At 33.8% G+C, this 26358-nt stretch carries 24 protein-coding genes; 15 read left to right on the top strand and 9 right to left on the bottom strand.

The annotated features are described in order from the left end of the window. Positions 1-7: 7 nt before the first annotated feature. Together H3T54_RS01555 and H3T54_RS01550 are read left to right on the top strand one after the other, a co-directional pair. Positions 8-328, top strand: coding sequence for a PTS sugar transporter subunit IIB (locus H3T54_RS01555; RefSeq protein ID WP_110447567.1), 321 nt, complete (start codon positions 8-10; stop codon positions 326-328). A gap of 67 nt (positions 329-395) precedes the next feature. Then, the gene (locus tag H3T54_RS01550) at positions 396-1151 is read left to right on the top strand and encodes a GntR family transcriptional regulator (protein WP_198220543.1); all 756 of its coding nucleotides are present in this window, start codon (positions 396-398) and stop codon (positions 1149-1151) included. A gap of 116 nt (positions 1152-1267) precedes the next feature. Here the strand turns inward: H3T54_RS01550 and H3T54_RS01545 are convergent, their stop codons facing one another. The 4 genes from H3T54_RS01545 to H3T54_RS01530 are packed head-to-tail and all read right to left on the bottom strand — an operon-like array spanning position 1268 to position 3900. Beyond that, entirely contained in the window at positions 1268-2092 is an 825-nt protein-coding gene (locus tag H3T54_RS01545; protein WP_086359482.1) for a PTS system mannose/fructose/sorbose family transporter subunit IID, read from the bottom strand. A gap of 14 nt (positions 2093-2106) precedes the next feature. Next, on the bottom strand, positions 2107-2937 hold the full coding sequence (locus H3T54_RS01540; RefSeq protein ID WP_198220541.1) for a PTS sugar transporter subunit IIC: 831 nt from the start codon (positions 2935-2937) through the stop codon (positions 2107-2109). Between the two features lie 24 nt (positions 2938-2961). After that, the gene (locus H3T54_RS01535) at positions 2962-3453 is read right to left on the bottom strand and encodes a PTS sugar transporter subunit IIB (protein ID WP_110447570.1); all 492 of its coding nucleotides are present in this window, start codon (positions 3451-3453) and stop codon (positions 2962-2964) included. A 27-nt stretch (positions 3454-3480) separates the two neighbouring features. Further along, a complete protein-coding gene (locus H3T54_RS01530; protein WP_110447571.1) occupies positions 3481-3900 on the bottom strand; it encodes a PTS sugar transporter subunit IIA in 420 nt (139 codons plus the stop codon). Between the two features lie 181 nt (positions 3901-4081). Here H3T54_RS01530 and deoC point away from each other — a divergent pair, with 181 nt between their 5' ends. Then, positions 4082-4792, top strand: a complete 711-nt coding sequence (gene deoC, locus H3T54_RS01525) for a deoxyribose-phosphate aldolase (RefSeq protein ID WP_198220539.1) — start codon at positions 4082-4084, stop codon at positions 4790-4792. A 56-nt stretch (positions 4793-4848) separates the two neighbouring features. Here the strand turns inward: deoC and H3T54_RS01520 are convergent, their stop codons facing one another. Further along, entirely contained in the window at positions 4849-5577 is a 729-nt protein-coding gene (locus H3T54_RS01520; RefSeq protein ID WP_144188306.1) for a GntR family transcriptional regulator, read from the bottom strand. A gap of 111 nt (positions 5578-5688) precedes the next feature. After that, entirely contained in the window at positions 5689-6876 is a 1188-nt protein-coding gene (manA, locus tag H3T54_RS01515; RefSeq protein WP_198220537.1) for a mannose-6-phosphate isomerase, class I, read from the bottom strand. A gap of 774 nt (positions 6877-7650) precedes the next feature. On the opposite strand from manA, the gene prfA reads away from it, so the two are divergent. From prfA to H3T54_RS01490, 5 genes are all read left to right on the top strand, one after another. Then, a complete protein-coding gene (gene prfA / locus H3T54_RS01510; protein WP_198220535.1) occupies positions 7651-8736 on the top strand; it encodes a peptide chain release factor 1 in 1086 nt (361 codons plus the stop codon). Continuing rightward, complete coding sequence (prmC, locus tag H3T54_RS01505) at positions 8733-9569, top strand: peptide chain release factor N(5)-glutamine methyltransferase (RefSeq protein ID WP_065579243.1); 837 nt, start codon at positions 8733-8735, stop codon at positions 9567-9569. Before prfA ends, prmC begins: the two co-directional genes overlap by 4 nt. A gap of 17 nt (positions 9570-9586) precedes the next feature. After that, complete coding sequence (kdsA, locus tag H3T54_RS01500; protein ID WP_110448040.1) at positions 9587-10441, top strand: 3-deoxy-8-phosphooctulonate synthase; 855 nt, start codon at positions 9587-9589, stop codon at positions 10439-10441. Positions 10442-10872: 431 nt separating this feature from the next. Next, positions 10873-12288, top strand: a complete 1416-nt coding sequence (locus H3T54_RS01495; protein ID WP_198220533.1) for an OprD family outer membrane porin — start codon at positions 10873-10875, stop codon at positions 12286-12288. Positions 12289-12297: 9 nt separating this feature from the next. Beyond that, a complete protein-coding gene (locus H3T54_RS01490) occupies positions 12298-14976 on the top strand; it encodes a beta-N-acetylhexosaminidase (protein WP_198220531.1) in 2679 nt (892 codons plus the stop codon). Between the two features lie 67 nt (positions 14977-15043). Here the strand turns inward: H3T54_RS01490 and rraB are convergent, their stop codons facing one another. Further along, on the bottom strand, positions 15044-15439 hold the full coding sequence (rraB, locus tag H3T54_RS01485; protein WP_110447577.1) for a ribonuclease E inhibitor RraB: 396 nt from the start codon (positions 15437-15439) through the stop codon (positions 15044-15046). A gap of 28 nt (positions 15440-15467) precedes the next feature. Between rraB and H3T54_RS01480 the strand changes: the two genes are divergently transcribed. The 6 genes from H3T54_RS01480 to H3T54_RS01455 all read left to right on the top strand — a co-directional run bounded on the left by H3T54_RS01480 (position 15468) and on the right by H3T54_RS01455 (position 22586). After that, complete coding sequence (locus tag H3T54_RS01480) at positions 15468-16340, top strand: PHP domain-containing protein (protein ID WP_198200311.1); 873 nt, start codon at positions 15468-15470, stop codon at positions 16338-16340. Between the two features lie 102 nt (positions 16341-16442). Continuing rightward, positions 16443-17063, top strand: coding sequence for an L-threonylcarbamoyladenylate synthase (locus H3T54_RS01475; protein WP_086320192.1), 621 nt, complete (start codon positions 16443-16445; stop codon positions 17061-17063). 71 nt (positions 17064-17134) lie between these two features. Next, positions 17135-18139: a 23S rRNA pseudouridine(2605) synthase RluB gene (rluB, locus tag H3T54_RS01470; RefSeq protein ID WP_198220529.1), complete on the top strand. Its 1005-nt coding sequence runs from the start codon at positions 17135-17137 to the stop codon at positions 18137-18139. 284 nt (positions 18140-18423) lie between these two features. After that, positions 18424-19809: a hypothetical protein gene (locus tag H3T54_RS01465; RefSeq protein WP_198220527.1), complete on the top strand. Its 1386-nt coding sequence runs from the start codon at positions 18424-18426 to the stop codon at positions 19807-19809. A 25-nt stretch (positions 19810-19834) separates the two neighbouring features. After that, positions 19835-21226: a hypothetical protein gene (locus H3T54_RS01460; RefSeq protein ID WP_198220525.1), complete on the top strand. Its 1392-nt coding sequence runs from the start codon at positions 19835-19837 to the stop codon at positions 21224-21226. Between the two features lie 28 nt (positions 21227-21254). Further along, on the top strand, positions 21255-22586 hold the full coding sequence (locus H3T54_RS01455; RefSeq protein WP_198220523.1) for a hypothetical protein: 1332 nt from the start codon (positions 21255-21257) through the stop codon (positions 22584-22586). A 97-nt stretch (positions 22587-22683) separates the two neighbouring features. Here H3T54_RS01455 and H3T54_RS01450 read toward each other — a convergent pair whose 3' ends face one another. Next, complete coding sequence (locus H3T54_RS01450; protein WP_198200306.1) at positions 22684-23700, bottom strand: amidohydrolase family protein; 1017 nt, start codon at positions 23698-23700, stop codon at positions 22684-22686. 442 nt (positions 23701-24142) lie between these two features. Here H3T54_RS01450 and H3T54_RS01445 point away from each other — a divergent pair, with 442 nt between their 5' ends. After that, entirely contained in the window at positions 24143-24436 is a 294-nt protein-coding gene (locus tag H3T54_RS01445) for a putative quinol monooxygenase (protein ID WP_086357150.1), read from the top strand. Between the two features lie 59 nt (positions 24437-24495). Here the strand turns inward: H3T54_RS01445 and argS are convergent, their stop codons facing one another. After that, positions 24496-26229, bottom strand: a complete 1734-nt coding sequence (gene argS / locus H3T54_RS01440) for an arginine--tRNA ligase (RefSeq protein ID WP_198220521.1) — start codon at positions 26227-26229, stop codon at positions 24496-24498. Positions 26230-26358 lie beyond the last annotated feature (129 nt).

The raw sequence follows: 26358 nt of genomic DNA, 5'->3' as shown, positions 1-26358 counted from the left end.
GTAAAAGATGAAACAAGTTATTTTTGCCTGTGCCGGTGGTATGTCAACCTCATTATTAGTCAACAAAATAAGAAAAGAAGCACTAGAACGATCGTTAGATTTTGATTTTATAGCAATAAGTGAGCAACTTTTATATCAACATCTTAATAGTGATAGTGATAAAATTATCGCGGTATTATTAGGACCACAAATGAGATTCGCCTTAGATGAGAGCAGAAAACAAACAGAAAAATATGGCATACCAATTGACATTATTGATCCAGTTGCTTATGGTACAATGAATGCTGGTAAAGTTTTAGATCAAATTTTGCAAATGATCGAAGCATAATCATAGGAATTAATACAAACATTAGAATATTCGATTTTAATGTTTGTATTTTTGTAGGAACAGGTGAATGTTAACGGACAATATATCGAATCAATATTCTAAAAAACAGTATCAAGAAATAGCAGAACTATTATTGGATAAAATTAGAATGGATGAATATCCATTAGGTTCTAAATTACCACCAGAAAGAACTATTGCCGATGCCTATGGCGTAAGTCGTACTATTGTTCGTGAAGCGTTAATCGCATTGGAAGTAAAAGGTTTTGTATCGATAAAGCAAAGTTCAGGTATTTATGTTATTAATAAACCTGATTCAAATTATTCTCGAGTACTCGGTCCTTTTGAACTACTACAAGCTAGCCAACTGATTGAGACTAATATTGCTTCTTTTGCTTCTCAGATGATAACCATTGCCAATATAGAAAGCTTAAAGAAAATATTAGAGAAAGAATTGCATGCGACTATGAATAACGAATTCAATAACAATAATGATTTCAATTTTCATCTCAATATCGCCGAAGCAACCCAAAATCAGATGTTAGTGAATTCACTTAAGAATTTATGGGAACACAAACAGAACTCATTTAATTGGCAGCAACTTACTGAACATACTAATACTAAAGGCTATCGACTAAAATGGTATGCTGATCATCAACAAATCTTAGCAGCACTATGTCGTCGTGACAGTGTTGGGGCTTATAAAGCCATGTGGCAACATATTGAAAACGAAAAAAATATTTTAATGAATTTATCTGATAAAACATCTATTGATTTTGATGGCTATATTTTTTCATCGATCAATTTATTTGAAAACTTTATCTAAAATATTAATTAGTATTTTAAAATTAATAATCCAATTAAATAAATCCCCATAGTATTACAAAATATTATGGGGATTATTAAATTGTTCAATAAAACAAATGTTGTTAATTAATTATTTTAAAATACGCCAAGTACTACACCAACTGCTGCGATTGCAGTCAAAATTAAAATAACTTTGGTTGCAGACATCTGTTTAGCTGATACTAACCACCATGCTAATAACACCATGGATAATGGCAGTATTTTTGGAAAGATGCCATCAAGTACACTTTGTAATGATCGCATGCTTTCTCCCATCGGAATTTCCAATACTGAATTAAGTACAATATTACCGGCAGCTAAACCACCAACCACCATAATTCCGAGTATGTTAAATGCGTCGGTGATCCGTTTGACGTTATCACCAATAATATTATCAATTGCATTAACGCCTAATTTATAACCGTAATGGAAGCTAAGATAGGAAATTAAAGGGCCTAAAATACCATAAGATAAAATATAGAAAATAGGGCCTATAGCATTACCTCCTGCTGCCATTCCCATAGCAATTGATAACAAAATTGGCACAATAATACCTTGAATCAATGAATCTCCAATTCCAGCTAAAGGGCCCATTAGTGTCGCTTTAATATTTACAGGTAGTTCTTCTGGAACATTTTTGCCTAAAGCAATCTCTTCTTCCATTGACGCAACAATACCGTTAATAATTTGACCGGTTTGTGGTTCAGTATTATAAAACATAGAATGTCTAACTAATAAACGGCGTTTTGCTTCAGGATCATTCTTATAATATTTTTCGGCAAAAGGGATATAGGAAAAAGCCCAAGCATGTGCTTGTAATTTCTCATAGCTCATTGATGATAAATGAGTAAAGCCCCAACGATACCAAATTTGGCGTAATTCTCGTTTTGTTAAACGTTGTTCCTCAATTAATTTATCCATTTTAGTTCTCCTTTTTAGAACAAATCATCATCTTCAAAAACATCTGAATTTGGTGAATTTGTTTCTTTAATTGGTGTTGTTGCCGATTTATTGCTTGCAATAAAGTATAAGTAAGCAACTAAAGCGGAGATGAATACTAGTGCTATCATACTTAACCCTGCAAAAGCTAATAACACGAAACCAGCGAAGAAAAAGATCAGCTGAATTTTCGATTTAATCACGATATTCATAAGCATAGCGATACCTAATGCAGGAAGTACACCACCTAACACTGAGATAATCTTGGTAATAACTTCAGGAACATTAGCTAATAACCATTCAACTAAACCAGAGCCAAAATAGATCGCTAAAAAGACTGGAACGGCACGTAATAAGAATGTTGTAACTTGAGGATAAAATAGATGATTTAGAATGATACCTCGGGTATTGTTAGTTTCAGCTGCATGTTGTGCTTTATTATTCCAGAACGAGTATAATGCCATTCGAGTATTGTAAAATATCAAACCGAAAGTCTGGCCCAATAAAACCGAAAGAGTTACCGCGACAGCAGGATCTTTAGTTGTGGCAAGTGCTAAACCAATTCCACCATAAGCTGCATAGGTTATTTCACTATTTGTTGCCCCTCCAGTTGATAAATTTGCAATAAAAACAGCTTGTACCGCTAAACCACATAATACACCGGCTTGTACATCACCAAAGGCTAAACCAACTAATAACCCAGCAACTAGTGGCCTACCAACTATATAAAAACCACCTGACATACCAAAAAGCCATGGTGATTCAATCGCGCCTAAGTAACAAAATATCCCTGTTAATAAAGCGGGAATAAAAAGAGTTGTTTCCATAATTTTTCCCTCTAAATATGAAAGTTATAAAGTGTCATATTTCTTTTTCATTACGTTCCAATTTTTAGCTTCATCATCTGGCAACAATTGAAATTCAATTTTAATTCCTTGACTTTCAATGTAATCAAATGCTTTATAATCATTCTCATCAATGGCAACAGTTCGTCCTAATACTTTTGCTCCTGCTCGAGTATTCATACAGCCAATATTTAAAGTTGATGGTAATTTAGCACCAGCTTTTAACAATTTTTCAAATGTTTGTGGTGAATCACTAATTAAAAAAAAATTTTTATTTGACTCTGTACCTTGTTTTATTTTCTCTACACCTTGTTCTACTGTGTAAATACCAATTTTTAATGTTCCCGCAGCCGCTTTTAATACTCGTTTGCGTAACTCATCTGAAGCGATATTGTCACCCACTACAAGGATGCCATCGACAGGTCTGACTTTTGTCCAACGCGTCATGATTTGACCATGAATAACACGATCATCGACTCTGGTTAATGTAATTGCCATATTTATTCACTCCTATCGTCTCACTAATTAAAAATCTAAATCTTCACTACTATTTTCGGTTATTGGTGCAATGGATATTGAGGCTTGACCTGCTTCCAGAATTGAATTAATAGCTTCATCTATATTGGGCTCATTAATTATTGTTGCTGCTTGAATTAACATTGATAAATTTAATCCAGCCATAAGATAAACTTTATTTGGATTAGCCAGCATATAACGGAAAGTTTCGTTATAAGGTGTACCCCCCATGATGTCACTTAAAACAATGACAACTTCATTTTTCATAGTTTGTTCATCTAACACGGTTGTTAATCTTGAAGAAAAGTCGCTAATTCCCTTATCGTCAAGTTTGACAGAGATAAATTGTGATATATCACCCGCAATCATTTGATAACTTGATAAGATCCCTTCGCATAATTCGCCGTGAGAAGTAACTACTATTTTCATTTGCAAGTCCCTCTTAAAATAATATTTAAATATATATTTACATATTTATTTTTTAAAACAAATATATTAAGAGTTATTTTTAATGAAATGAGATGTTTATCACATGTTTTATCTATTTTAATTGACGATAAATAAATTTTATTTAAAATATGTAATTACATATTAGGTTGAGGTAAAAAACATGAAAAATTATTCTTTACGAGATTTAAGTCGACTTATTGATCACACTAATTTAAAACCAGATGCAACAACGGCCATGATGAAAAAGCTATGTCAGGAGGCTAGTGACTACCATTTTAAAATGGTTGCAATCAATCAAGTTCAGTCAAAATTGTGTGCTGACCTACTAAAAGATACTGATGTAGATATTGGTGCAGCGATAGCATTTCCTTTAGGCCAAACAACGATAGAATCAAAATGCTTCGAAACGAAAAATGCAATTGAAATTGGGGCAACTGAAATTGATTACGTAATTAATATTTCTGAATTAAAGGCGGGAAATTTGAATTATATTGAACGGGAAATGTCAGAAATCGTTAAGATTTGTCGTCAATATAATGTTACATCAAAAGTCATTTTTGAAAATTGTTATTTAACCGATGAAGAAAAAATAGCACTTTGCCAAATTGCAGTTAAAGTTAAACCAGACTTTATAAAAACATCAACAGGATTTGGTCCTTCCGGTGCGACACTTGAAGATGTTAAATTAATGAAGCAACATGTAGGCGATGTTGTAAAAGTGAAAGCTGCTGGCGGTATTCGTAATGCCGATACATTTAAAAAGATGATTGCAGCGGGGGCGGAACGAATCGGAACAAGTGCCGGTATTGCAATTATTGAAGAGATAAAAAAAGATTTACAAACAACACAAGCGCAAACAATCAAAATTTAAACTTTAATATTTTTGTTGATTAATATACCCACTTATTAGTGGGTATATTTATTATATTAGCTGGAATGATTTAACTCAAAGATAAATGAATTAATATCACCACGATATTTAGATATTGAATATTCGATTGGAGTTCGATCGTGGCTATATCCAATAGAATGGAAATAGAAAATAGGATCTCCTTCTTCAATATCTAATAGATCACTAGTTGTTTCATCGGCTTTTAATACATCTAATTTTCGACGTATTTGGAGAATTGGAAAATTCATTTTTTCTAAAACTGAATACAGTTTTTCTTGTTTAAAGTCATTATCTAAAAAATTAGGCAATGCTTTTACTGGTAAATAAGTTGTCACAAGTACTATTGGCTTGTTTTCGGCATAACGTAGACGCACTAATTTGTACACAGCTTCAAATTCATTGATGTCTAAATGTTTAGCAATATCAACGGTCGCTTTATCCAATTTAAAGGTTAAAACTTTTGTTTTAGGGTGAAGTCCCTTGCGATTCATTTCAGAATCATAACTTTCGATAATATGGGTAAATTCTTGATTAATCTTTTGTTGCTTAACTATTGTTCCTCGACGTTTGCGACGTTCAAGGTATCCATCGTTGACCAAAAACTGAATAGCTTGGCGAACAGTTGGCCGACTGACTTGATAAATATCTGTTAATTCAGATTCTTTAGGAATTAATTGCCCTTCAGCATATTCACCTGACTTGATTTTTTTTAATAAATCTTGCTGAATAAACAAATGGCGTGGAATTTTATTATTAGAATCCATGATGCTTATTTTTAATTATTATATTACTACATATTAATATATTAGTGTAAATATGTAAAACAACCATATTTAACCTATTAAAAAAACTTAATTTTTATTTTTATCCAAAAGCTAATCAAATGCTTTAGCTAATACGCCTAAACCTTGATAATGATATACATCAGTTTGGTAAGCGATTAAAGCCGATTCACCTTTATGTAAAGTTAATGACTGTGATTCAGTTGATAAGGTGATTTCTCCATCAAGACATAACACAATTTGCGCACTATCTACTTTTTCACAATGCAAATTTTGGTCACTTTTTATGATCTCAAATTTAAAATCATCAACCGGTACTGGAAAATCAATTTTATTATCTTTGATAACTGGTTTAGTTAATAATTGATCTAACGCCATACTTTCAAAATTAGTATTATTAATAAGTTCTAAACTATCAATATATTTATGGGTGAGGCCAGCTCTTAATACATTGTCGGAATTAGCCATAACCTCTAAACCAGTTCCAGATAGGTAGGCATGCGGTGTTTTAGCTGATAAAAACATAGCTTGTCCCGGTTTCAGTTCAATTACATTTAATAATAGTGGCATAAATAAACCAATATCATCAGGATAATCTTTAGCTAGAGTCTTAATGGTTAAATAGGGTTCGTCATTAAATGTACTGATTTTCATCAAAAGCTGTTTAATTAACGCGGACTTTGTTTGAGTTGGAAGTGTTAATAAATATTCAAAAAAATGTTTTAATTGGTCAGGATGACGGTGGTTTTTTAATTGTGATATTGGAATAGTTAAATCGGATATGGCAATTATTTCAAACAACACAATAATTTCATCAATAGCACGGAATGAACGCATAGCTTTGAATGGCGTTAATGCATAAATAAGTTCAGGCTTATGATTGGGATCTTTATAATTTCGATTGGGAGCATCACTAGCAATACCTTGTTGGTTCTCTTTTGCAAAGCCAATTTTAGCATTTTCCAATGTTGGGTGGACTTGAATAGATAATGCTTTGTTTGCTGAAAGAATTTTGAATAAAAAGGGAAGTGAACCAAAATGCTGAAAGGTTTTATTACCTAAAATTTGCTGTGGATCGTCTTTTATTAACTTATCAAGCCTTATTTTACCTAGCTTTTCATCAATTGCTAAAGAGCAACCAAGCGGATGCATGCCCATCCAAATTTCAGCCATAGGCTCCGACGTCGGATTGGGAATAGCAAATAAACTGGATATGCCATCGATACTACCCCAATCATAGTGTTTGATAGTATTGTCTAGTTTCCATATAGTTTGGTTCATTTTCGCATCCTTTTCAAATTTTTTATCGCAGTAATCACCACTGGAGATAACATCAATATACACTTGGTATAATAATTTTCAATCAGTAATAAACAACATTGCAGAATTCAGTTATTAATCTGATTTTTAAGATATTAATTTAAATTGAACAATAAAATTACTTAGATATTATACCAATAAATTAATGCTTATCTTAGTTGTAAATGTCATTTATTTCTATCGGCTAAAAAAAGGGAATCAGCTATTTCATTAGCAGTCAGTTTAATCATAATTATAGATTCTGTTTTCGCGATTGGTTTTAATAATATTCGCCTTTGAAATATTACTATTTTGTTCAGATAAAAAAGGGTATAGACAGAGTTATTTTTCTTAATGACTTTATAGTTATGATAAATCCCAATAGCTATTTGACTTTAAGCAATCAGGCTATGGGAGATAGATCATAAAATTAAATTATGGAATGATTAATGTGTTTAGCGAGATTTATCACTTTAAAAATCATTTTTCACTAACAAGTGAAAGCTTTAATTAATATGGTTTTGCTTGATTTATTTTTGAATATCTAAAATATTAAAACATTTTGAAACTAACAAATAGAAAATTGCTGATACATGTAATCATTATTTAAAGAGACAATTAATTATTTAATACCAATATGTTGTTATTCATTGATTAATTTAGCTTCGTCATAAATAAGTAGGAACTGTATTTTACAGGCAATTAAGTATATAATGCCGAGCTAATTCATTTAATCATTAGCAAAAATACAGAGTTATGAAACCTTCAATTATCAGTAAGTTGGAAACGCTACAAGAGCGTTATGAAGAGGTTCAAGCATTACTATCTGATGCAGCGGTTATAGCCGATCAAAACCGATTTTGTACCCTTTCAAAAGAATATGCACAGTTAACCGATGTGGTTAAATGCTTTGCTAATTGGAAGCAAACACAAGAAGATATTGAAACTGCCAAAATGATGCTTTCTGATCCGGAAATGAGTGAAATGGCTCAAGAAGAATTAAACGAAGCATTAAGCCAAGTAGAGCAGCAAGAAAAACAATTACAAGTTCTATTGTTACCTAAAGATCCAAATGATGATTATAACTGTTTTGTTGAAGTGCGGGCTGGTACTGGTGGTGATGAAGCGGCTATTTTTGCTGGTGATTTAGCGAGAATGTATACTAGATATGCTGAATCTCGCAATTGGCGTGTCGAAATCATGAGTTCAAATGATGGAGAACATGGCGGATATAAAGAAGTTATCATGTTAGTAAGTGGTGATGGTGTATATGGACAGTTAAAATTCGAATCTGGTGGTCATCGAGTCCAACGTGTACCAGAGACTGAATCACAAGGACGAATTCACACTTCGGCATGTACTGTTGCTGTTTTACCAGAAATTCCAGAGGCTGAAATGCCAGAAATCAATCCTGCAGATTTGAAAATTGATACTTATCGATCATCAGGTGCTGGTGGTCAGCATGTTAATACTACCGATTCAGCAATTCGTATTACCCATATTCCAACTGGAATTGTAGTTGAATGTCAGGATGAACGTTCACAGCACAAAAATAAAGCTAAGGCGATGTCAGTATTAGCTGCCCGTATTCAAGATGCTGAAATGCGTAAACGTCAACAAGAGGAAGCGTCAACCAGACGTAATTTACTCGGTTCAGGTGATCGTTCGGATCGTATTCGAACTTATAACTATCCTCAAGGCCGAGTTACCGATCATCGTATTAATCTTACTATTTATCGTCTAGATGAGGTCATGGAAGGTAAATTGGATATGTTGATTGAACCAATTGTACAAGAATATCAAGCAGATCAACTTGCAGCTTTATCGGAACAGGATGAATGACCTATTTACAATGGCTTAAATCTGCATCACAAACTTTAACCGACAGCGAAAGTCCAAAACGTGATGCTGAAATTTTATTAAGTTTCGTCACACATAAAACACGTACCTTTTTGATGGCTTTTAGTGAAACATTATTAACTGATGATGAACTAATTGCTTTAGATGGTTATTTAAAAAGGCGTCAAGAAGGGGAACCCATTGCCTATATCACTGGAGAAAAGGAGTTTTGGTCATTGAAGTTTAATGTTTCAAATTCGACCTTAATTCCAAGACCTGATACAGAAAAAGTTGTTGAACTAGGTTTAGAGTATTTGCCGAAAGTCCCTTGTGAAGTTTTAGATTTGGGAACAGGAACTGGTGCTATCGCTATTGCTATGGCCACTGAACGACCAGATTGTTTATTTACTGCAATTGAGAAAAATAAAGATGCTTTGATTTTAGCCCAAAAAAATGCTAATCAAATAGGCGTAAACAATGTTTATTTTTTACAGGGTGATTGGTATAAACCAATTAAAAATCGTAAATTCTCAATGATAACTAGTAATCCTCCATATATCGAACCAACTGATATTCACTTATCTCAAGGCGATGTTCGCTATGAACCTAGAAGCGCCTTAGTTTCTGAGGATGATGGCCTTGCTGATATTAAAGTTATTATTCAAGGTGCAACCAAGCATTTAAATCAATATGGTTGGTTGCTTATCGAACATGGCTGGAAGCAGGGTTTAGCGGTACAAACTATTTTTAAACAACACGGATTTCAATTAGTTGAAACCATCACCGATTATAGTGGCAATGACAGAGTCACCCTAGGTCGTTGGTTTAAACCTTAACTAGGAATAAATTTATGATTAAACAAAAAAGAGTAAAAGTCGGTAATATCACGGTAGCAAATGATTTACCCTTCGTGTTATTCGGAGGTATGAATGTGCTCGAGTCTCGCGATTTAGCAATGAGAATATGTGAGCACTACGTAACGGTAACCGATAAATTAAATATTCCTTACATTTTTAAGGCTTCTTTTGATAAAGCGAATCGTTCATCCATTCACTCTTATCGAGGACCTGGATTAGAAGAAGGAATGAAAATATTCCAAGAATTAAAACAGCAGTTAGGGGTTAAAATTATTACTGACGTTCATACTGAAGAACAGTGTCAACCTGTGGCTGATGTTGTTGATGTTATTCAATTACCGGCTTTTTTAGCAAGACAAACTGATTTGGTTGTTGCAATGGCTAAAACAGGTGCTGTAATTAATGTTAAAAAACCCCAATTTGTTAGCCCTGGCCAAATGGGTAATATTGTCGAAAAATTTGAAGAAGCAGGTAATGACCAAGTGATTCTCTGTGATCGTGGTAGTTGTTTTGGTTATGATAATCTAGTTGTTGATATGCTCGGTTTTAATGTCATGAAAAAAGCCAGCAATGGCTCGCCAGTAATTTTCGATGTTACCCATGCTCTACAATGTCGTGACCCAATGGGCGCAGCATCTGGTGGTCGTCGTGGTCAAGTTACTGAGCTTGCTCGTTCGGGAATGGCTGTTGGTATTGCAGGACTATTTTTAGAGTCTCACCCAGATCCGAGTAGTGCAAAATGCGATGGTCCTTCCGCATTACCATTAGCAAAACTTGAACCTTTCTTAAAACAGATGAAAGCAATTGATGAATTAGTGAAAAGTTTTGAAGAATTGGATACCGAAAATTAAAACAACTGTTTTCATTTTTATCTAAATCAATTATCAAGAGAAATGTTATACATTTCTCTTTTTTATTATTTGTTTATTATTGTTTTTATTCAGATATATATATTTTATAAGTTGGTTCCTTTTAAATTTTTTGGTTGAAGAATAATTAATTTTTTGTGTAAAAAAAGTGAGGGTGATTTTACTTTTAAAAGTTAAAAATTAATTTTTTTGGTGATTTAGATCACGGATTTAGATTAATTAATTTGCGAACTAAAATATGTTTATGCATTATAAAAATGCATATTTATCCTATTTCCACCTTAAGTATGTTTCATAAATGTTGTCTAGATAGCAATTCAAAGCAGTAATACATTCAGTTTGACTTATAAAAACCAATTAAATATTAGGGAATTTTGTGGTCAGTTACACAGTATAATTTTAGGGAAGCAACTATGAATCATAATAATTTACCGATTTTACCTTATCGTTTTAATCTTTTTACTAAGCTTTTATTATCTATTACCGTATTAACCTGTATATGTCCTGCACAAGCCGAATATACTAATAATTTTATTGATGATGCGTCATTAACTGGTAATGTATTTTTCTGGAATCGTGATCGCGAAAGAAAAAATCTTCTTGAACATAAATATGAAAAAAACCTCAGACATTCGTCATTTAATACTAATTTAGATTTTAGATCAGGTTATATCGCTGATCGACTCGCTATTGAGTTGGGCGGTTATGGTGCTTGGGAAGTCAGTAATGGCGGTAAAGGGCATCCAAATGAAATTGGTTTTAGTGGTGCGAATACTCGTTGGGAGGAAGATTGGAAAAAAGATGTCAGTGGCTTAAGTTTTTATAAAGCGCAACTTAACTTTAAGATTGATGAATTGTTTTGGATCAAAACTGGTTATATTCAACCGTCTGGGCAAACTTTACTAGCTCCACACTGGAGTTTATTACCCGGTACCTATCGTGGAGTAGAACTTGGTAGCGTTATTGATTTTGACGATGCGGGTGCTTTATCTATGTCCTATATGTGGGCGGATAAGTACAAAGCACCTTGGTATAAACGTCTTTATGAGTTCCGGCGCTGGGGAAAGGGTAAAAAAATCGATTTTTTACACTCAGCAGGTATGAAATATGATTTTAAGAATGATCTTGTACTTGAAAGTGCCTTTGGCCAAGCTCAGAATTATATGAATCAATTTTTTACTAAAGCTTCTTATAAAACTGATGTGTTAAATAATCCATTAACAATGAGTTATCAGTTTTATGGCGCTAAAGACCAATCTCATAAAGGTGCTAATGTTTATGATGGCTTAGCATGGTTACAAGCAGCTACTTTAGGTTACCAAGTTGGTCCAGTTGGTTTACGACTTGAAGGGGTGTCGGTAAAAGCAGAAGGTGAACAAGGGTTCTTTTTACAACGTATGACGCCAGATTATGCCTCATCTAATGGTCGGTTAGATATTTGGTGGAATTCACGTTCTGATTTTAATGCCAATGGCGAAAAAGCCGCATTTTTTGAGGTGACATATGATTTAAGTCATCTAAATCATTATTTGACTGGTTGGAGAACCGGTGCATCTTATGCTTATGGTTGGGATGCTAAACCAGATTCAAAAGCAAAAAATCAAAAAAATCGTTTAGTAGAATCGGCTTATAATTTTGATTTGGGGTATACCGTCCAAGATAGTTGGGCTAAAGATACTTCATTCCAATTACACTATACCAAATATAATAACCATGAAAGTCATATAAACAGCTGGGGTGGTGGATATGGCAATATTTTCCAAGATGAACGCGATATCAAATTTATTGTTACTTTCCCTTTCACCATTTTCAATGCTAAACAAAAATAGGTAACCGATATGAAAAAGTTTAAATCAGCTATACTTGCTACTTCAATCACATCATTATTAACTCTAGGAGCCAGTCAATCAGTTAATGCTTCACAACACATAGTTGATACGATGAGTTCACAACTGCGTTTAAATTATCAAATAGTCGATAATAATGCCGTTAATGATGGGGTAGATTGTGCTGCATTAGGTGCAGATTGGGCTGCTTGTAACAAAGTTACTTTAACGCTTAAAAACACTGGCCCAGCAATAACCAGTAAAGATTGGGCAATCTATTTTCACAATATTCGAATGATTTTAGCAATAAATAATGATCAGTATAGAATAACTCATGTAACCGGCGATTTACATAAATTAGAACCAACAGCGAAATTTACCAATATTCCTGCCAACTCAGTAGTAACAATCCCAATTATTGGTGAATATTGGCAGATTAGTGAGAGTGATGTGATGCCTCGCTGGTATGTAACTTCAACTGATGCTAAACCTAAAATAATTGCCAACACCAATACTGATTCTGATAATTTATCGGCATTTGTGGCGCCATTAGGTGAACAATGGAAAATATCACCTAATGACCATAATATACTAATGACCCCCGAAAACCGTTATCAACGTAATAATGATATTCAAAAAATTGATGCTGATTTATTAAAAGGTCAAATTTTACCAACACCAGTTAAATTAACGGTTGGTAAAGAATCTATTACCCTAAATCAAAGTGGTGTTAATCTCATACTTAATGGCTTAGCAAAACCAAGCCAATTAGTGTTAGAAAATCATTTCAAACAATTAAATATTGCTGTGACAAAGCAAGGGTTCAAAGTCAATGCATCAATTGATAAAACTGCATTTGAAAAAGGTGTAAATGGCAGTTATAAACTAGATATAACCCCACAAGGTGCAACTATCGTGGCATTTGATGAAAGTGGGATTTTTTATGCTGTAGAATCGATATTATCGTCAATAACAGTTAGTAAACCGCAAATTATTAACACACTTTCAGTTGAAGATGCTCCTCGTTTTGAATATCGGGGTATGATGCTAGATATCGGTCGAAACTTTAAAAGCAAAAAAGCGGTATTACAGTTACTTGATATGATGTCAAAATATAAGATGAATAAATTCCACTTCCATTTAAGTGATGATGAAGGTTGGCGCATAGAAATTCCAGATCTACCTGAACTCACTGATTTTGGTAGCAAACGTTGTCATGATTTAACTGAAAAGCAGTGCTTATTACCACAACTTGGATCTGGGCCAAACAGTGATAATAATGGTAGTGGTTATCTTAGTCGTGCAGATTATATTGAAATAGTTAAGTATGCCAATGACCGATTCATTGAAGTGATCCCCGAAATAGATATGCCTGCACATGCTAGAGCTGCTATTTTATCAATGGAAGTGAGATATCAACGCTTAATGAAGCAAGGAAAAACCGAAGAGGCGAATGAATATCGATTACTTGATCCTACTGATACCTCGAATACTACTACGGTGCAATTCTACAATCGCCAAAGTTATCTAAATCCATGTTTAGATTCTTCGAAAAAATTTGCTAATAAAGTTATTAGTGAAATAACCAAAATGCATGCTGAAGCTGGACAACCGATTTCTACATGGCATTTTGGCGGTGATGAAGCGAAAAATATTCACTTTGGTAATGGTTATCAAGATATCCATGTAGCTAAAAAAGAGGCTGGTAAAGGCTTAATAGATCAAAGCGTTGAAGATCATCCATGGGCAAAATCAAAAGCGTGCCAAACTTTTGTTAGTAATGGTGTTGTGGAAAATATCGAGCATTTGCCAAGTTATTTTGCTATCGAAGTAAGTAAAATCATCAAAAATAATGGTATTAATCGCATGCAAGCTTGGCAAGATGGTGTAAAATTCGCTACCAATGCAAAAGCTTTTGCCACTGATGATGTCGTTGTCAATTTCTGGGATAATTTATATTGGGGAGGATATGATTCAGTCAATGAGTTTGCCAATAAAGGCTACAAAGTGATAGTTTCAAATCCTGATTATGTCTATTTAGATATGCCTTATGAAGTTAATCCTAAAGAAAGTGGCTACTATTGGGCTGCGCGTTTCAATGATGAACGCAAGATTTTCAGTTTTGCACCGAATAATTTACCGCAAAATGCTGAAACTTCGTTCGATCGCAATGGTGACGCTTTTGCAGCCAAAGGTACTATGGATTGGCCAGGAGCCTATGGATTATCAGCACAAATCTGGACTGAGAATATTCGTACAGAAGATAAAATGGCTTATATGACCTATCCACGATTGCTTAGTGTTGCAGAGCGTGCATGGCATAAAGCTGATTGGGAAACTAATTATCAAAAAGATCGCGAATTTGAAAAAGGTAAAACAAAATATGTTGATCAGCAAAAACTGCTAAATGATTGGAATCAATTTGCTAATTTAATTGGCCAACGTGAGTTAACTAAATTAGATCTTGCAGCTATTAACTATCGTTTACCATTGCCTGGTGCCAAAATTGAAAACGGTAAATTAATTGCAAATGTTGTTTTTCCGGGCTTAACTATCGAATATTCGACAGATCAAGGTAAAAATTGGTATTCTTACAATGGCCCTGTAGCGATAAATAAAAACGCTTCGGTTTCGCTTCGTACTGCAACGGCTGATCACAAACGAACTAGCCGTGTTGAACAACTAAATTAAATGTTAACACTATTCTTATCCGTCTGGTGGCGGATAAGAATAGTCATAATTAACAGTTGATTATTTATTAATGAATGGTCTCGCTAACGTCATCTTCATCGAATTGGTCATCACTACCATCTTCAAAATAGGTTCCCCAACCGTCATAATTAACACCAAATTGGTTTGCCAGAGTTATAATTTCGGCGATTTGAGCATTAATTAATTCCGCATTTAACGGACTTTCAGTAATAATATCAAAACCAATTACCACATTACCTGCATCGTCAACATCTTCATCAGGGTCGGTTGCTTCATAGCCTAATTTATAAGCTTCAACAGCGACTTTTTCTAGTTTATCAAAGTCTTGTGATGAAATATGATGTTCAATAATATACAGAGCATGTGGATCACTTCCATCTTCTAAAAGTTCTTGAATAATAGCTAGCGTATCTTGCTGAGCAAGCAGAATTTGATCTTTCATAATATACCTTTTAGTGGTCGTGCAAATTGTGTGGTATATTACACGTTTAAAAATAATTTTCGAGAAAAAAGTGATTGTTGACTTACATTCGCACACAACTGCATCAGATGGAATTTTAACGCCAAGTGAACTGGTCAAAAGAGCTGCTGATAATCAAATCAATATGCTAGCGATTACCGATCACGATACTATCAAGGGATTGCTAGAAGCGAAAGCGACCATAGCACGAGATAATTTGCCGGTTAAATTAATCTATGGGGTTGAAGTGTCAACAATGTGGAAGAATAATGAAATTCATATTGTTGGTTTGAATATCGATATTCAAAATTCTCACTTGCTTGAATTATTAACTGCACAAGAACAAAGTCGTATTGATAGAGCAATCAGTATTAGTGAAAAATTAGCTAAAGTAAGCATAGACAATGCTTATGAGCAAGCTCAACAATTTTCTAAAGGTGATATTGTATCTCGAGCTCATTTTGCGCGCTTTTTAGTCGCTAATAATTATGTTAAAGATATTAAACGAGCATTTAAAAAATATCTAGGTAAAAGTGGTTATGCTTATGTTCCTGCCAAATGGTGCAGTATTGCTGATGCGGTTAATGCGATACATGCGGCAGGTGGACAGGCGGTTTTAGCTCACCCGACACGCTATGATTTGACCTTAACTAAACTAAAATTATTAATTAGTGAATTTAAATCATATGGTGGTGATGGTATTGAAGTTTCTCAGAGTCGCCAAACTCAAGATGATTTACAACGATTAGCAAAACTGGCTAATGAATTTGAATTACTTGCGTCACAAGGTTCGGATTTCCATGATTTGCTTAATTATCTTGATCTTGGTAAAACTACACCATTGCCTGGTAGCGTTACACCTATTTGGCAGAACTGGATATAATAAATATATTGAACTAAAATAGTATCAATTAGCGCTATAAACCGTGATGAAAAAGCCCTTTCCTCACATTTTTTTAACCTGCTGTCAATAAAGAAGAATATTATGAGCCAAACTTTTTATATTCATCCTGATAACCCTCAAACAAGGTTATTAGATCAAGTCGTCAAAATATTAAATGATGGTGGCGTCATTGCATTTCCTACTGATTCAGGTTATTCGCTAGGTTGTTTACTTGATAATAAATATGGTGTAGATCGTATTTGTCAAATCCGTAATCTGGATAAACACCATAACTTTACCTTAATGTGCCGTGATTTATCTGAGCTTTCTTCTTATGCTTTTGTTGATAACACTACCTTTCGATTATTAAAAAATAATACCCCAGGTAAATATGTTTTTATCTTACAAGCGAGCAAAGAAGTACCACGACGTTTGATGAATGAAAAACGTAAAACAATTGGATTGCGTATTCCTGATAATAAAATTGATTTAGCGCTTCTTGAATTATTGGGACAACCTTTAATGACAACTACGCTTATTTTACCTAATGAAAACGAAGCTCAATCTGATCCCGAAGAAATTGAAGATAAAATTGGTCACCAACTAGATGCTATCGTTCATGGTGGTTATATTAGTGAACAGCCAACAACAGTGATTGATTTAACTAACGATTATCCAGATATTATTCGTCAAGGTAGTGGTGATATCAAACCATTCGAGTAAACAAATTAATAATATATCAATGAGTTATTGAGTTAACAAATGATACCTGAGAAGGTAACAGTGAGGATTATATGAAACAAAATAGATCTGCATTTTCCAAAAAACAACGTGGAGCAGATAAACTAATTGAGCAAGAAAGTAATATCGCTCGTAAAAAAAATACCAAATTAAGCCAAACGTCGAATCGTAAAAGTTCACAATCAGATAATACTGAAAAATTACAAAAAGTATTAGCCAATTTAGGCAATGGTTCACGTCGTGAAATTGAAGCTATGATTGTGGCTGGAAAAATTAGTGTTGATGGCAAAATCGCGACTTTAGGTGATCGCGTAGATGTCAATGCTAGTCCAAAAATTCGTATCAATGGTCATTTAGTTCAGTTAAGAAGTAAAGAAAAAGAAGTTTGTCGTGTTCTAGCTTATTATAAACCTGAAGGTGAAATTTGTTCTCGAAATGATCCACAAGGGCGAGCAACAGTGTTTGAGCGATTACCTCGCTTAAAAAATGCACGCTGGATTAACATTGGTCGACTTGATATAAATACATCGGGCTTATTGCTATTCACAACGGATGGCGAATTGGCAAACCGCCTCATGCATCCAAGGCATGAAATTGAACGTGAGTATGCTGTTCGAGTATTTGGTAATATTACTGATCAACAACTTAATCAACTTCGCAAAGGCGTTCAGTTAGAAGATGGGCCAGCTGCATTTAACTCAATTAAACCTCAAGGTGGTGATGGATTGAATCAATGGTTTAATGTCGTTATTACCGAAGGTCGCAATCGAGAAGTCCGCCGTATGTGGGAAGCAATTGATGTTCAAGTTAGCCGTTTGTTACGCATTCGTTATGGTAATATTACTTTACCAAAAGGTTTATCTCGTGGCACATGGATGGAATTAGGTATTGATTCTGTTAATTACTTACGTGAGTTAGTTGGTTTACCTGCTGAAATAAAAAGCTTTACAACCAAATCTTCTGCAGACAAACGGATTGTTAGACCAAAACGTATTAAACTCAATCAGACCAGCAAAACTGCTCGTCAAAAGGTAAATAAAAAACCAACTCGAATTTAATATTTTTGCTGACCCTTACGTAAAATGGTTATTTTATTTAAGGGTTAAAATCATCCCATCGCATTTAAACTAATCATTTTATAAATCCTAATAAATCAGTTAATAGCATTAATTGTTAATAATTAACAAATAACAATTTGATATTAGCAAAAAAGGTTAATAAATACCTTCAAGTTTATAATAAACTCAGCTGACAGTTTTTCTTTAAACTGATAATAAATAGCCATTTTTAATAAAAAGATGGAAATATAGAGTAATGAATGGAATGTTTTGAAAGGTGATTTATGCGCACGATTATTGCTATTTTTTGTATATTTTTATTAACGGCATGCCACACTCGAACAGCAGAAGATGCATTTAAGGAAGGTCGCTATATAGAAAGTATCAATCTTTTAACAGCCAGTTTGGATGAAAAAGGGCCTGCAAAGTTTGATCAAGAGGATGTTAAACGCCTACAAACTATTGTTAGTAGTGTAATGCAGTTTTACGAAAAAGACCTAAATCATTTCCATAAATATGATTATCCACAAAAAATAGATGCATATAAGCATTTATTAACTATGAAAGAGATATTAAGTAATCGCTTTTACTCTGATCAGATCAGTTTTTTCAATGACAAGTATGACACTAGGCAATTAAAGCAAACTCTTGCTAAAGAATATTATGATTATGGTAATTACATCACAGGCACTGACAGTGAAAGTTATCGAACAAAAGCTGAATTATATAAAAATAGTTTGTCATACGACAATTATAAAAATGCCGCTACTTTATATAAAAATGCCAATACCAAATATATGCAGATGGCTGCCAAAAGTTACTATGAGCAAGGAAAACAATTCGAACAACAAGGAAACTATAAAGCTGCCGCTCAAGCTTTTAATCAAGCTTCATCAATACATAAGCCATTAGGTAAATATAAAGATAGTGACAAACGCGCGATAGATAATGACAAAAAATATGCTACCCAGCAGGCCGAAGAAGCTTACCGAGAAGCCAAACAACTCGCAATGAATGCGACAAAGCGTTATGAATATCGGGAAGTAGCCAAGTATTATGCGCGAGCTGCATCTATTTATCGGCCATATGGACAATATTTTGATGCAAGTTCATTAGCTGAAACTTATGAGAGAAAAGGATTAATTAAAGTATATTGTTATTCTTCTTATTTTATTGATGAAATAAGAAACCGATTAAATGCGAATTATATTAAATTTGTTAACTACTCTCGGGATGCAGATATAGATATAAAAATTGATTATGACGACGATTTTGTCGCTAATGGGAAGTCGGTAGAAAACGAAACTAAAATTGAACAAATATTTGATAAATATGTTGAAGTTGAAGATAAAGATGGCAACAAAACTCAAGTAAAAACTTATAAAGACCAAAGATATAACTTGCAAACGGTAACGCATAGTAACAAATTAACCTTTACAACCAGCATCGAGGCTCATGGCATCTATAGTTATAGTAAATCCTTTAAGGTTGAAGAAACCTCATTTAAATATGACTATATTTATAGTGGTGATGTGCCAGCAAGATTTTATAATCATAGTAATGGTCGATTAAAATCGAAAGATGAATTATATACACAAGGCAAAAGAAATCTAATATCTCAAGTAAACTCAATATTAGATAATATAGCTAAAGATCTTTCATATCTATAATGGACAATTTTCAATAAGGAAAAACATGATGAGAATTATTATTGCCTGTTTATTAATGTTTTTATTAATGAGTTGTAGTCACGAACGAACATCTCAAGATGCTTATGCTGAAGGAAGCTATCTTGAAAGCATCAATCTATTAGCGGCAAAAATAGAGGAAAAAAGTGAAGTAAACTTCAAGCAAACTGATGCAGAAAAACTCAGCAATCTGGTTAATGATGTAATGAACAAATATGAGGATGAATTAGCCAGCACCAATAACACAGATTATAAAAAGCGCATTGAAATCTATCAAAAACTGTTAGAGATGAATAAGCGCTTAACTAACCGTTTTTACAGTACGGAATTAGTGAGCTTTTTAGATAAATATCCTGATGAAAGTTTGAGGCAAATTATTGCTAAAGATTTCTATGATTATGGTAATTCAATCACTGGTACTGATTCTGATAGCTATCATACAAAAGCTGAGTTATATAAAAGTGGTTTGTCATACTACAGTTATAAAAATATTGCTACTTTATATAAAAATGCTAATACCAAATATATGCAGATTGCCGCTAAAGATTTCTATGAGCAAGGTAAAGATTTCGAAAAACAGAAAGACTATAAAGCTGCGGCTGAGGCATTTAGTCAAGCATCATCAGTATATCAACCTCTAGGTAAATATAAAGACAGTGATAAACGCGCTTATGATAATGGTAAAAAATACGCTACTTTAATGGCCGAAGCGGCTTATCAAGAGGCAAAAATGCTGGCAAAAAGCGCTAGCAAACGTGTAGATTTTCGTACAGTTGGCGAATATTATAGGCAAGCCGCAAACGTATATAGTCGTTTTGGACGCTATAAAGATGCGGCTTCTTTAGCGAACACCTATAAAGACAAAGGGGTAATATCAGTTTATTGTGATGCCTACGAATATTGTCCTGATATAAGATCGGCTTTTTCAGCTGATTATATCACCTTTGTTGGTTCTCCAAATTATGCTGATATCAAAATTAGAGTAGCTAGTAATAGTTATTATTCTCACCCTCAAGTATCAGTTAGCAACGAAACAAAATTTGAAAAAGTATTTGATAAATATGTACAACAGACAGATGATCAAGGGCATACAACTCAGATCGAAACTTTCAAAGAACTAACTTACTATCAACAAACAGCGATCACTCGCAATAGCTTAACATTATCGACTGAAATAAGCGTTACAGGACTTCTTAACTCTAGTCGCTCATTTAATATAGAAAAATCTTCAGAGAAATATGAATATATTTATTCAGGAAATGTACCTTCACATATACATAACTATAACGAGGGTACATTAGATTCTCAATCTGATTTACAACAAAGAGCTAAAAGCGAACAAAGTGCTGAATTAAGATCAAAGCTAGAAAGTATTGTTCAAGAACTTTCATACCTATAAAGGACAATTTTTAATAAGGATAAATTTGATGAGAATAGTCATTAGCGCTTTATTTATTTCTTTATTAATAGGTTGTGCGCATCAACGCACATTTCAAGAAGCGTACGATGAAGGAAGTTATATTGAAAGTATCAATTTATTAGCGATAAAAATAGAAGAAAAAAGTGAGGCAAACTTTAAGCAAACTGATGCAGCCCAGCTGCGTCAGTTAGTTACCGAGGTGATGAACAAATATGAAAATGAATTAGCTAATACCACAAAGACCAATGATGAACAACGCCAAGAAACATATGAGAAATTATTAGAGCTTAATCAGCGGTTGAGTGATCACTTTTACAATTCCGAATTAGCATTCTTTTTGGATAAATATCCTAGTGAACGTTTAAAACAAAATATTGCTAACTTTTATACTCAACAAGCAAATGCTATCCCAACTAATTCTGCTGGTGATTATGAAAAAAGAGCAGCGCTATATAAAAAATCTTTAGATAGATATTACGATAAAAATATCGAAAAAGCCTATATTCATGCGGATACTAAATATAGGCAGCTTGTGGCACAAACATTATACAATCTTGCTAAACAGGAAATACGTAGCGGTGATTATAATGCAGCGGTAGCTTGTTTTAGAACTATTATTGATATTTATAAGCCATTAGGTCATTACAAAGATACTGAAAAATTAGCTCATTACTATGAAAAAAAAGCGATCAGTCAAGAAGCGTTTAATTCTTATTCTCAAGGTGAAAAAATAGCTAAAAATGCGACTCGAAGTTATCAATATCGACAAGCAGCGACAAATTATCAACATGCCGCGAATACTTATGCAAAGTATGGTAATTATCGAGATTCGGAACAAAAAGCAAGAGACTATGCTAACAAGGGTAAAATAAGACTATATGTGACAGGAAATGCAAATTCATTTTCTAATTTTGTTGAAGATTATTTCAAAAATGATGATGCTATTATATTAGTTTACAACAGCAGTGATAGTGACATTACTATTAATCTTAGTGAAGATGAGCGATATTCTGAAGATGGCGGTTCAGTAACAAATGACACTAAAAAGAATGGTGAAAAAGAATATAACTTAAGAACTGAAACATTAGTAAATAATTATAGTTTAAACCTTAGCGTAAATGTTTCTGGATTAAGTGGTTATTATGACAGTTTTTTAGCTGAAAAAAGTTCAAGGCAAGTTAAGTATATTTATACAGGTGATAAACCTAGTTATGAATTTGATCGTACAGATGGTAATTATTATTCTCGAAGTGAATTAAGACAACAAGCTGAAGATGAAATAAAATCAAGACTTAGTAATTACTTTTCTCGTGTTTCTTCAGCAATTCATCAATTATAAATGATCGCCAATAAATAAAATCCCACTCAGTTATTCTCTAGGTGGGATTTTTATTATTAAAGATGTTTAAATCTCAGTTAAATTTTTAATCAAACCATTATGCAAGACCTAAAACCATTCGTCCATTTCGTGTAGCAACATTAACTACATTATCTAAATCTGTATAACGGCATCCAGTCACTAATAATTTAAGTTCTTCCCACATATTACCGGTTGAAAAAGGTAACATATAATCACTGACGTTATCAGTCCCAATAGCAACAGGTATCCCAGCTGCAGCAAGTTCATCGACTGGCGTTAATGAATTTCGGGTAGGGCCATGTTCTTCACGGCGCGGGCTATCGATCCAAGCAAATGGGCAAGCAATTACCATCATTTTAGCTTCTTTCATTTTTTGATAGAGTTTTTGACGATATTCCAAACTATGAGCGGTAATTGAAATACTATGAATAGCCACCACGCGACCATGCATACCATGCTCAATGGTTTTATCAGTAAGTTGCTCGGTTTCGATTTCATCTGATGAGTTAAATTGGTCAACATGGACATGTACCATTTTGCCTAATGTTTTACCGGTTTGCATTAACACATCTAAATGTTTTAATCCCATGCCTTCACCATGATCTCGCTCATCACGACGCGGCAAACCACCAATAATATCCACTAAATCAGCACCTTTATCAAACCAGTATCGGGCTTCTTTATCAATGACTCCTTTAAGAGTTTGATTGACTAATTTAATCGTAATATCGTTTTTATATGTTTCACGAGCGCGCAGAGCTCCTCTAATTGCTCGCTCTTCGGCAATCGGATCAATATCAACAAATGAACCCATGGCAGTAACACCTTGTTCAATCATGCGTTCAACCGCCATGCTAAAATGTCGATAATAATCATCTTCGGTCATTGCTGCTTTCACTTTATCAAGCGTGTCCCATTTTTCAATTAAAGTCTGTTTTTGGTAGACATCAAAACTATCTACAGAGATAGTAAAAGCACGATCAGCATGCATATGTGAATTAACCCAACCACCATTTTGTTTAATTTTGTTCATCAAATATGCTTTCAAACTCTGATCTCGACTAGTTGATAACATTTGTTTATTATCGGTCATAATGCGCCTCTAAAATTTGGTTACTATTAAGTTTTAATAAAAAATGGATAAAAAAAATCCCCCAAAAAGGAGGATCAAAATAAACCAGTTAGGATATTTCTTATAGTAATGAAAATACAAGTTGTCATGGAAGTTTACACTTTATTATTATTCCTAAGTGGGAGAGATTTTAATGGATTCATTGTTAAGATCAAGTATTTTAATTTTGAAAATATTTAAATAAATGAAATGGTTAAAGTATTATTTTTTAGATTTTTCAAACTAAAAAAAGTCTATTTATACTCTTAAAGAGTAAACTATTAAATTACATATGCCTAACTTACTATTTAATAATAAGTATAGTGGTCGAAAAAATGAGATTAGCATGGTTATTAAAAAGCTGTTTATTCTTAACAGTAGGATTTCAATCATTACAAAACAAATTTACTTATAAGGGTGAAATATGTCACAACTAAACATTATTGCCACCATTACGATAAAACCAGAGTATCATGAAGCATTTAAACCTATATTTAAACGATTAGTTATCGGTAGTCGAGCTGAACACGGTTGTGTTCGGTATGAGCTGAATCAAAGTATTGAGAATCCAAATATTTATATAGTAGTAGAAACGTGGCAATCACAGCAGGCGATTGATTTACATAATACAACGCCACATTTTGTTGAATTTGCTAATTTTGCTAAGGAGCATGTTGATGGATTATCGATTTGTATAGCTAAACAGGTTGATGTCTAAGCGGATAACTAAATACCAACAAAACCACCGATATTTAATCATATCGGTGGCAAATAAGCTTACATTTTGTCAACGGTTTTAATGCCAAGCATATCTAAACCCGTTTTAAGCGTTTTGGCTGTTAATAAGGCCAGTTTCAATCTGCTAACTTTTAAACTTTCATTTTCTGCGGCCAAAATAGGGCAGTGTTCATAAAAACTTGAAAATAGGGTAGCGATATCATACAGATACGCACAAAGAACATGTGGCGTACCTTCGGCGGCAACAGTTGTGATTGTTTCATCAAATTGATTCAAACGAATTGCTAATGCGCGTTCCTTTTCAGTACCTAAATCGATATGACCATCTAGATTGTCTTCATTGATATTTGATTTTTTAAATACTGAAAGTACACGGGTATAGGCATACTGTAAATAAGGCGCTGTATTGCCTTCAAATGACAGCATATTATCCCAATCAAATACATAATCAGTCGTTCTATTTTTGGATAGATCAGCATATTTAACCGCACCAATGGCAACTGCATCAACCACTTGAGCCAGCTCGGTATCAGAAAGATCAGGATTTTTGCTTTTAATTAATGTTGCTGCTCGCTCGGTTGCTTCATCGAGTAAATCATTTAGTTTAACGGTATCACCTGAACGCGTTTTAAATGGTTTACCATCTTTACCTAACATCATACCAAACATATGATGTTCAAGTTTTAAAGATTCTGGGACATATTTTGCTTTATGTACAATCGCCCAAACTTGTTCTAAATGTTGGTGTTGGCGTGAATCGGTATAATATAAAATACGATCCGCGTGTAGCGTTTCATAACGGTATTTTGCACAGGCAATATCGGTTGTTGCATAAAGATAACCACCATCTCGTTTTTGGATGATAACACCCATTGGTTCGCCTTCTTTATTTTTATACTCATCTAAAAACACAACGATAGCGCCTTCACTTTCAACGGCTAATTTTTTCTGTTTAAGATCGGCAACAATGCCCGGAAGCATACTGTTATAGATACTTTCACCCATGGTATCTTCTAGTGAAAGTGTGACATTGAGTCGTTTATATGTGGCAATATTTTGCGTCATGGTAATATCAACCAGTTTTCGCCACATTTCACGGCAATACTCATCACCGCCTTGAAGCTTAACGACATAATTACGGGCTTTTTCAGCAAAGACTTCATCTTCGTCATAATGTTTTTTTGCTGCACGATAAAAAGATTCTAGATCCGATAGATCCATATCGTTGGCCTGTTCGTTTTGCATTTTTTCAAGGTAAGCGATTAACATACCAAATTGGGTTCCCCAATCACCAACGTGATTAGCTCGAATCACATTGTGGCCAAGAAAATTTAAGACTCTAACACTCGCATCACCAATAATCGTTGAGCGTAAATGACCAACATGCATCTCTTTTGCTACGTTTGGTGCTGAGTAATCAACCACAATAGTTTGTGGTTTAGCCGGTAAGGTGATATTCAATTTATCGCTACTTAATGCTACTTCGTTCTGCTCGGCAATCCAACTATTTTTTAAAAAGATATTAATAAAACCCGGTCCAGCAATTTCTACTTTATCGGCAATATCTTCAATATCCAGATGTTGTAATACTTTTTCTGCCAATGCGCGTGGTGGCATAGCCAATTTTTTAGCGGTAGCCATGATACCATTTGCTTGATAGTCACCAAATTGAACTTTGGCTGATTGCTTGATTAAAGCATCACAGTTTTTATCTGCACCAGCCATAATCATTGCTTGCGAAACTCGTTGCGTTAATAGTTGTTGAATGTTCACATTGTACCTAATCAATAATCATAAAATGAGGCATATAATACCGACAAACACAACAATTGTCACTGATTGCCTGTAATCTTACCTTGTTTTAATTTGTCTAAATTTGTATTTATCAACACATCGCCTGTT

The organism is Gilliamella sp. B14384G10, from assembly GCF_016101685.1.
Lineage (GTDB): Bacteria > Pseudomonadota > Gammaproteobacteria > Enterobacterales > Orbaceae > Gilliamella > Gilliamella apis_A.
This window is presented reverse-complemented; position numbering and strand designations above follow the sequence as displayed.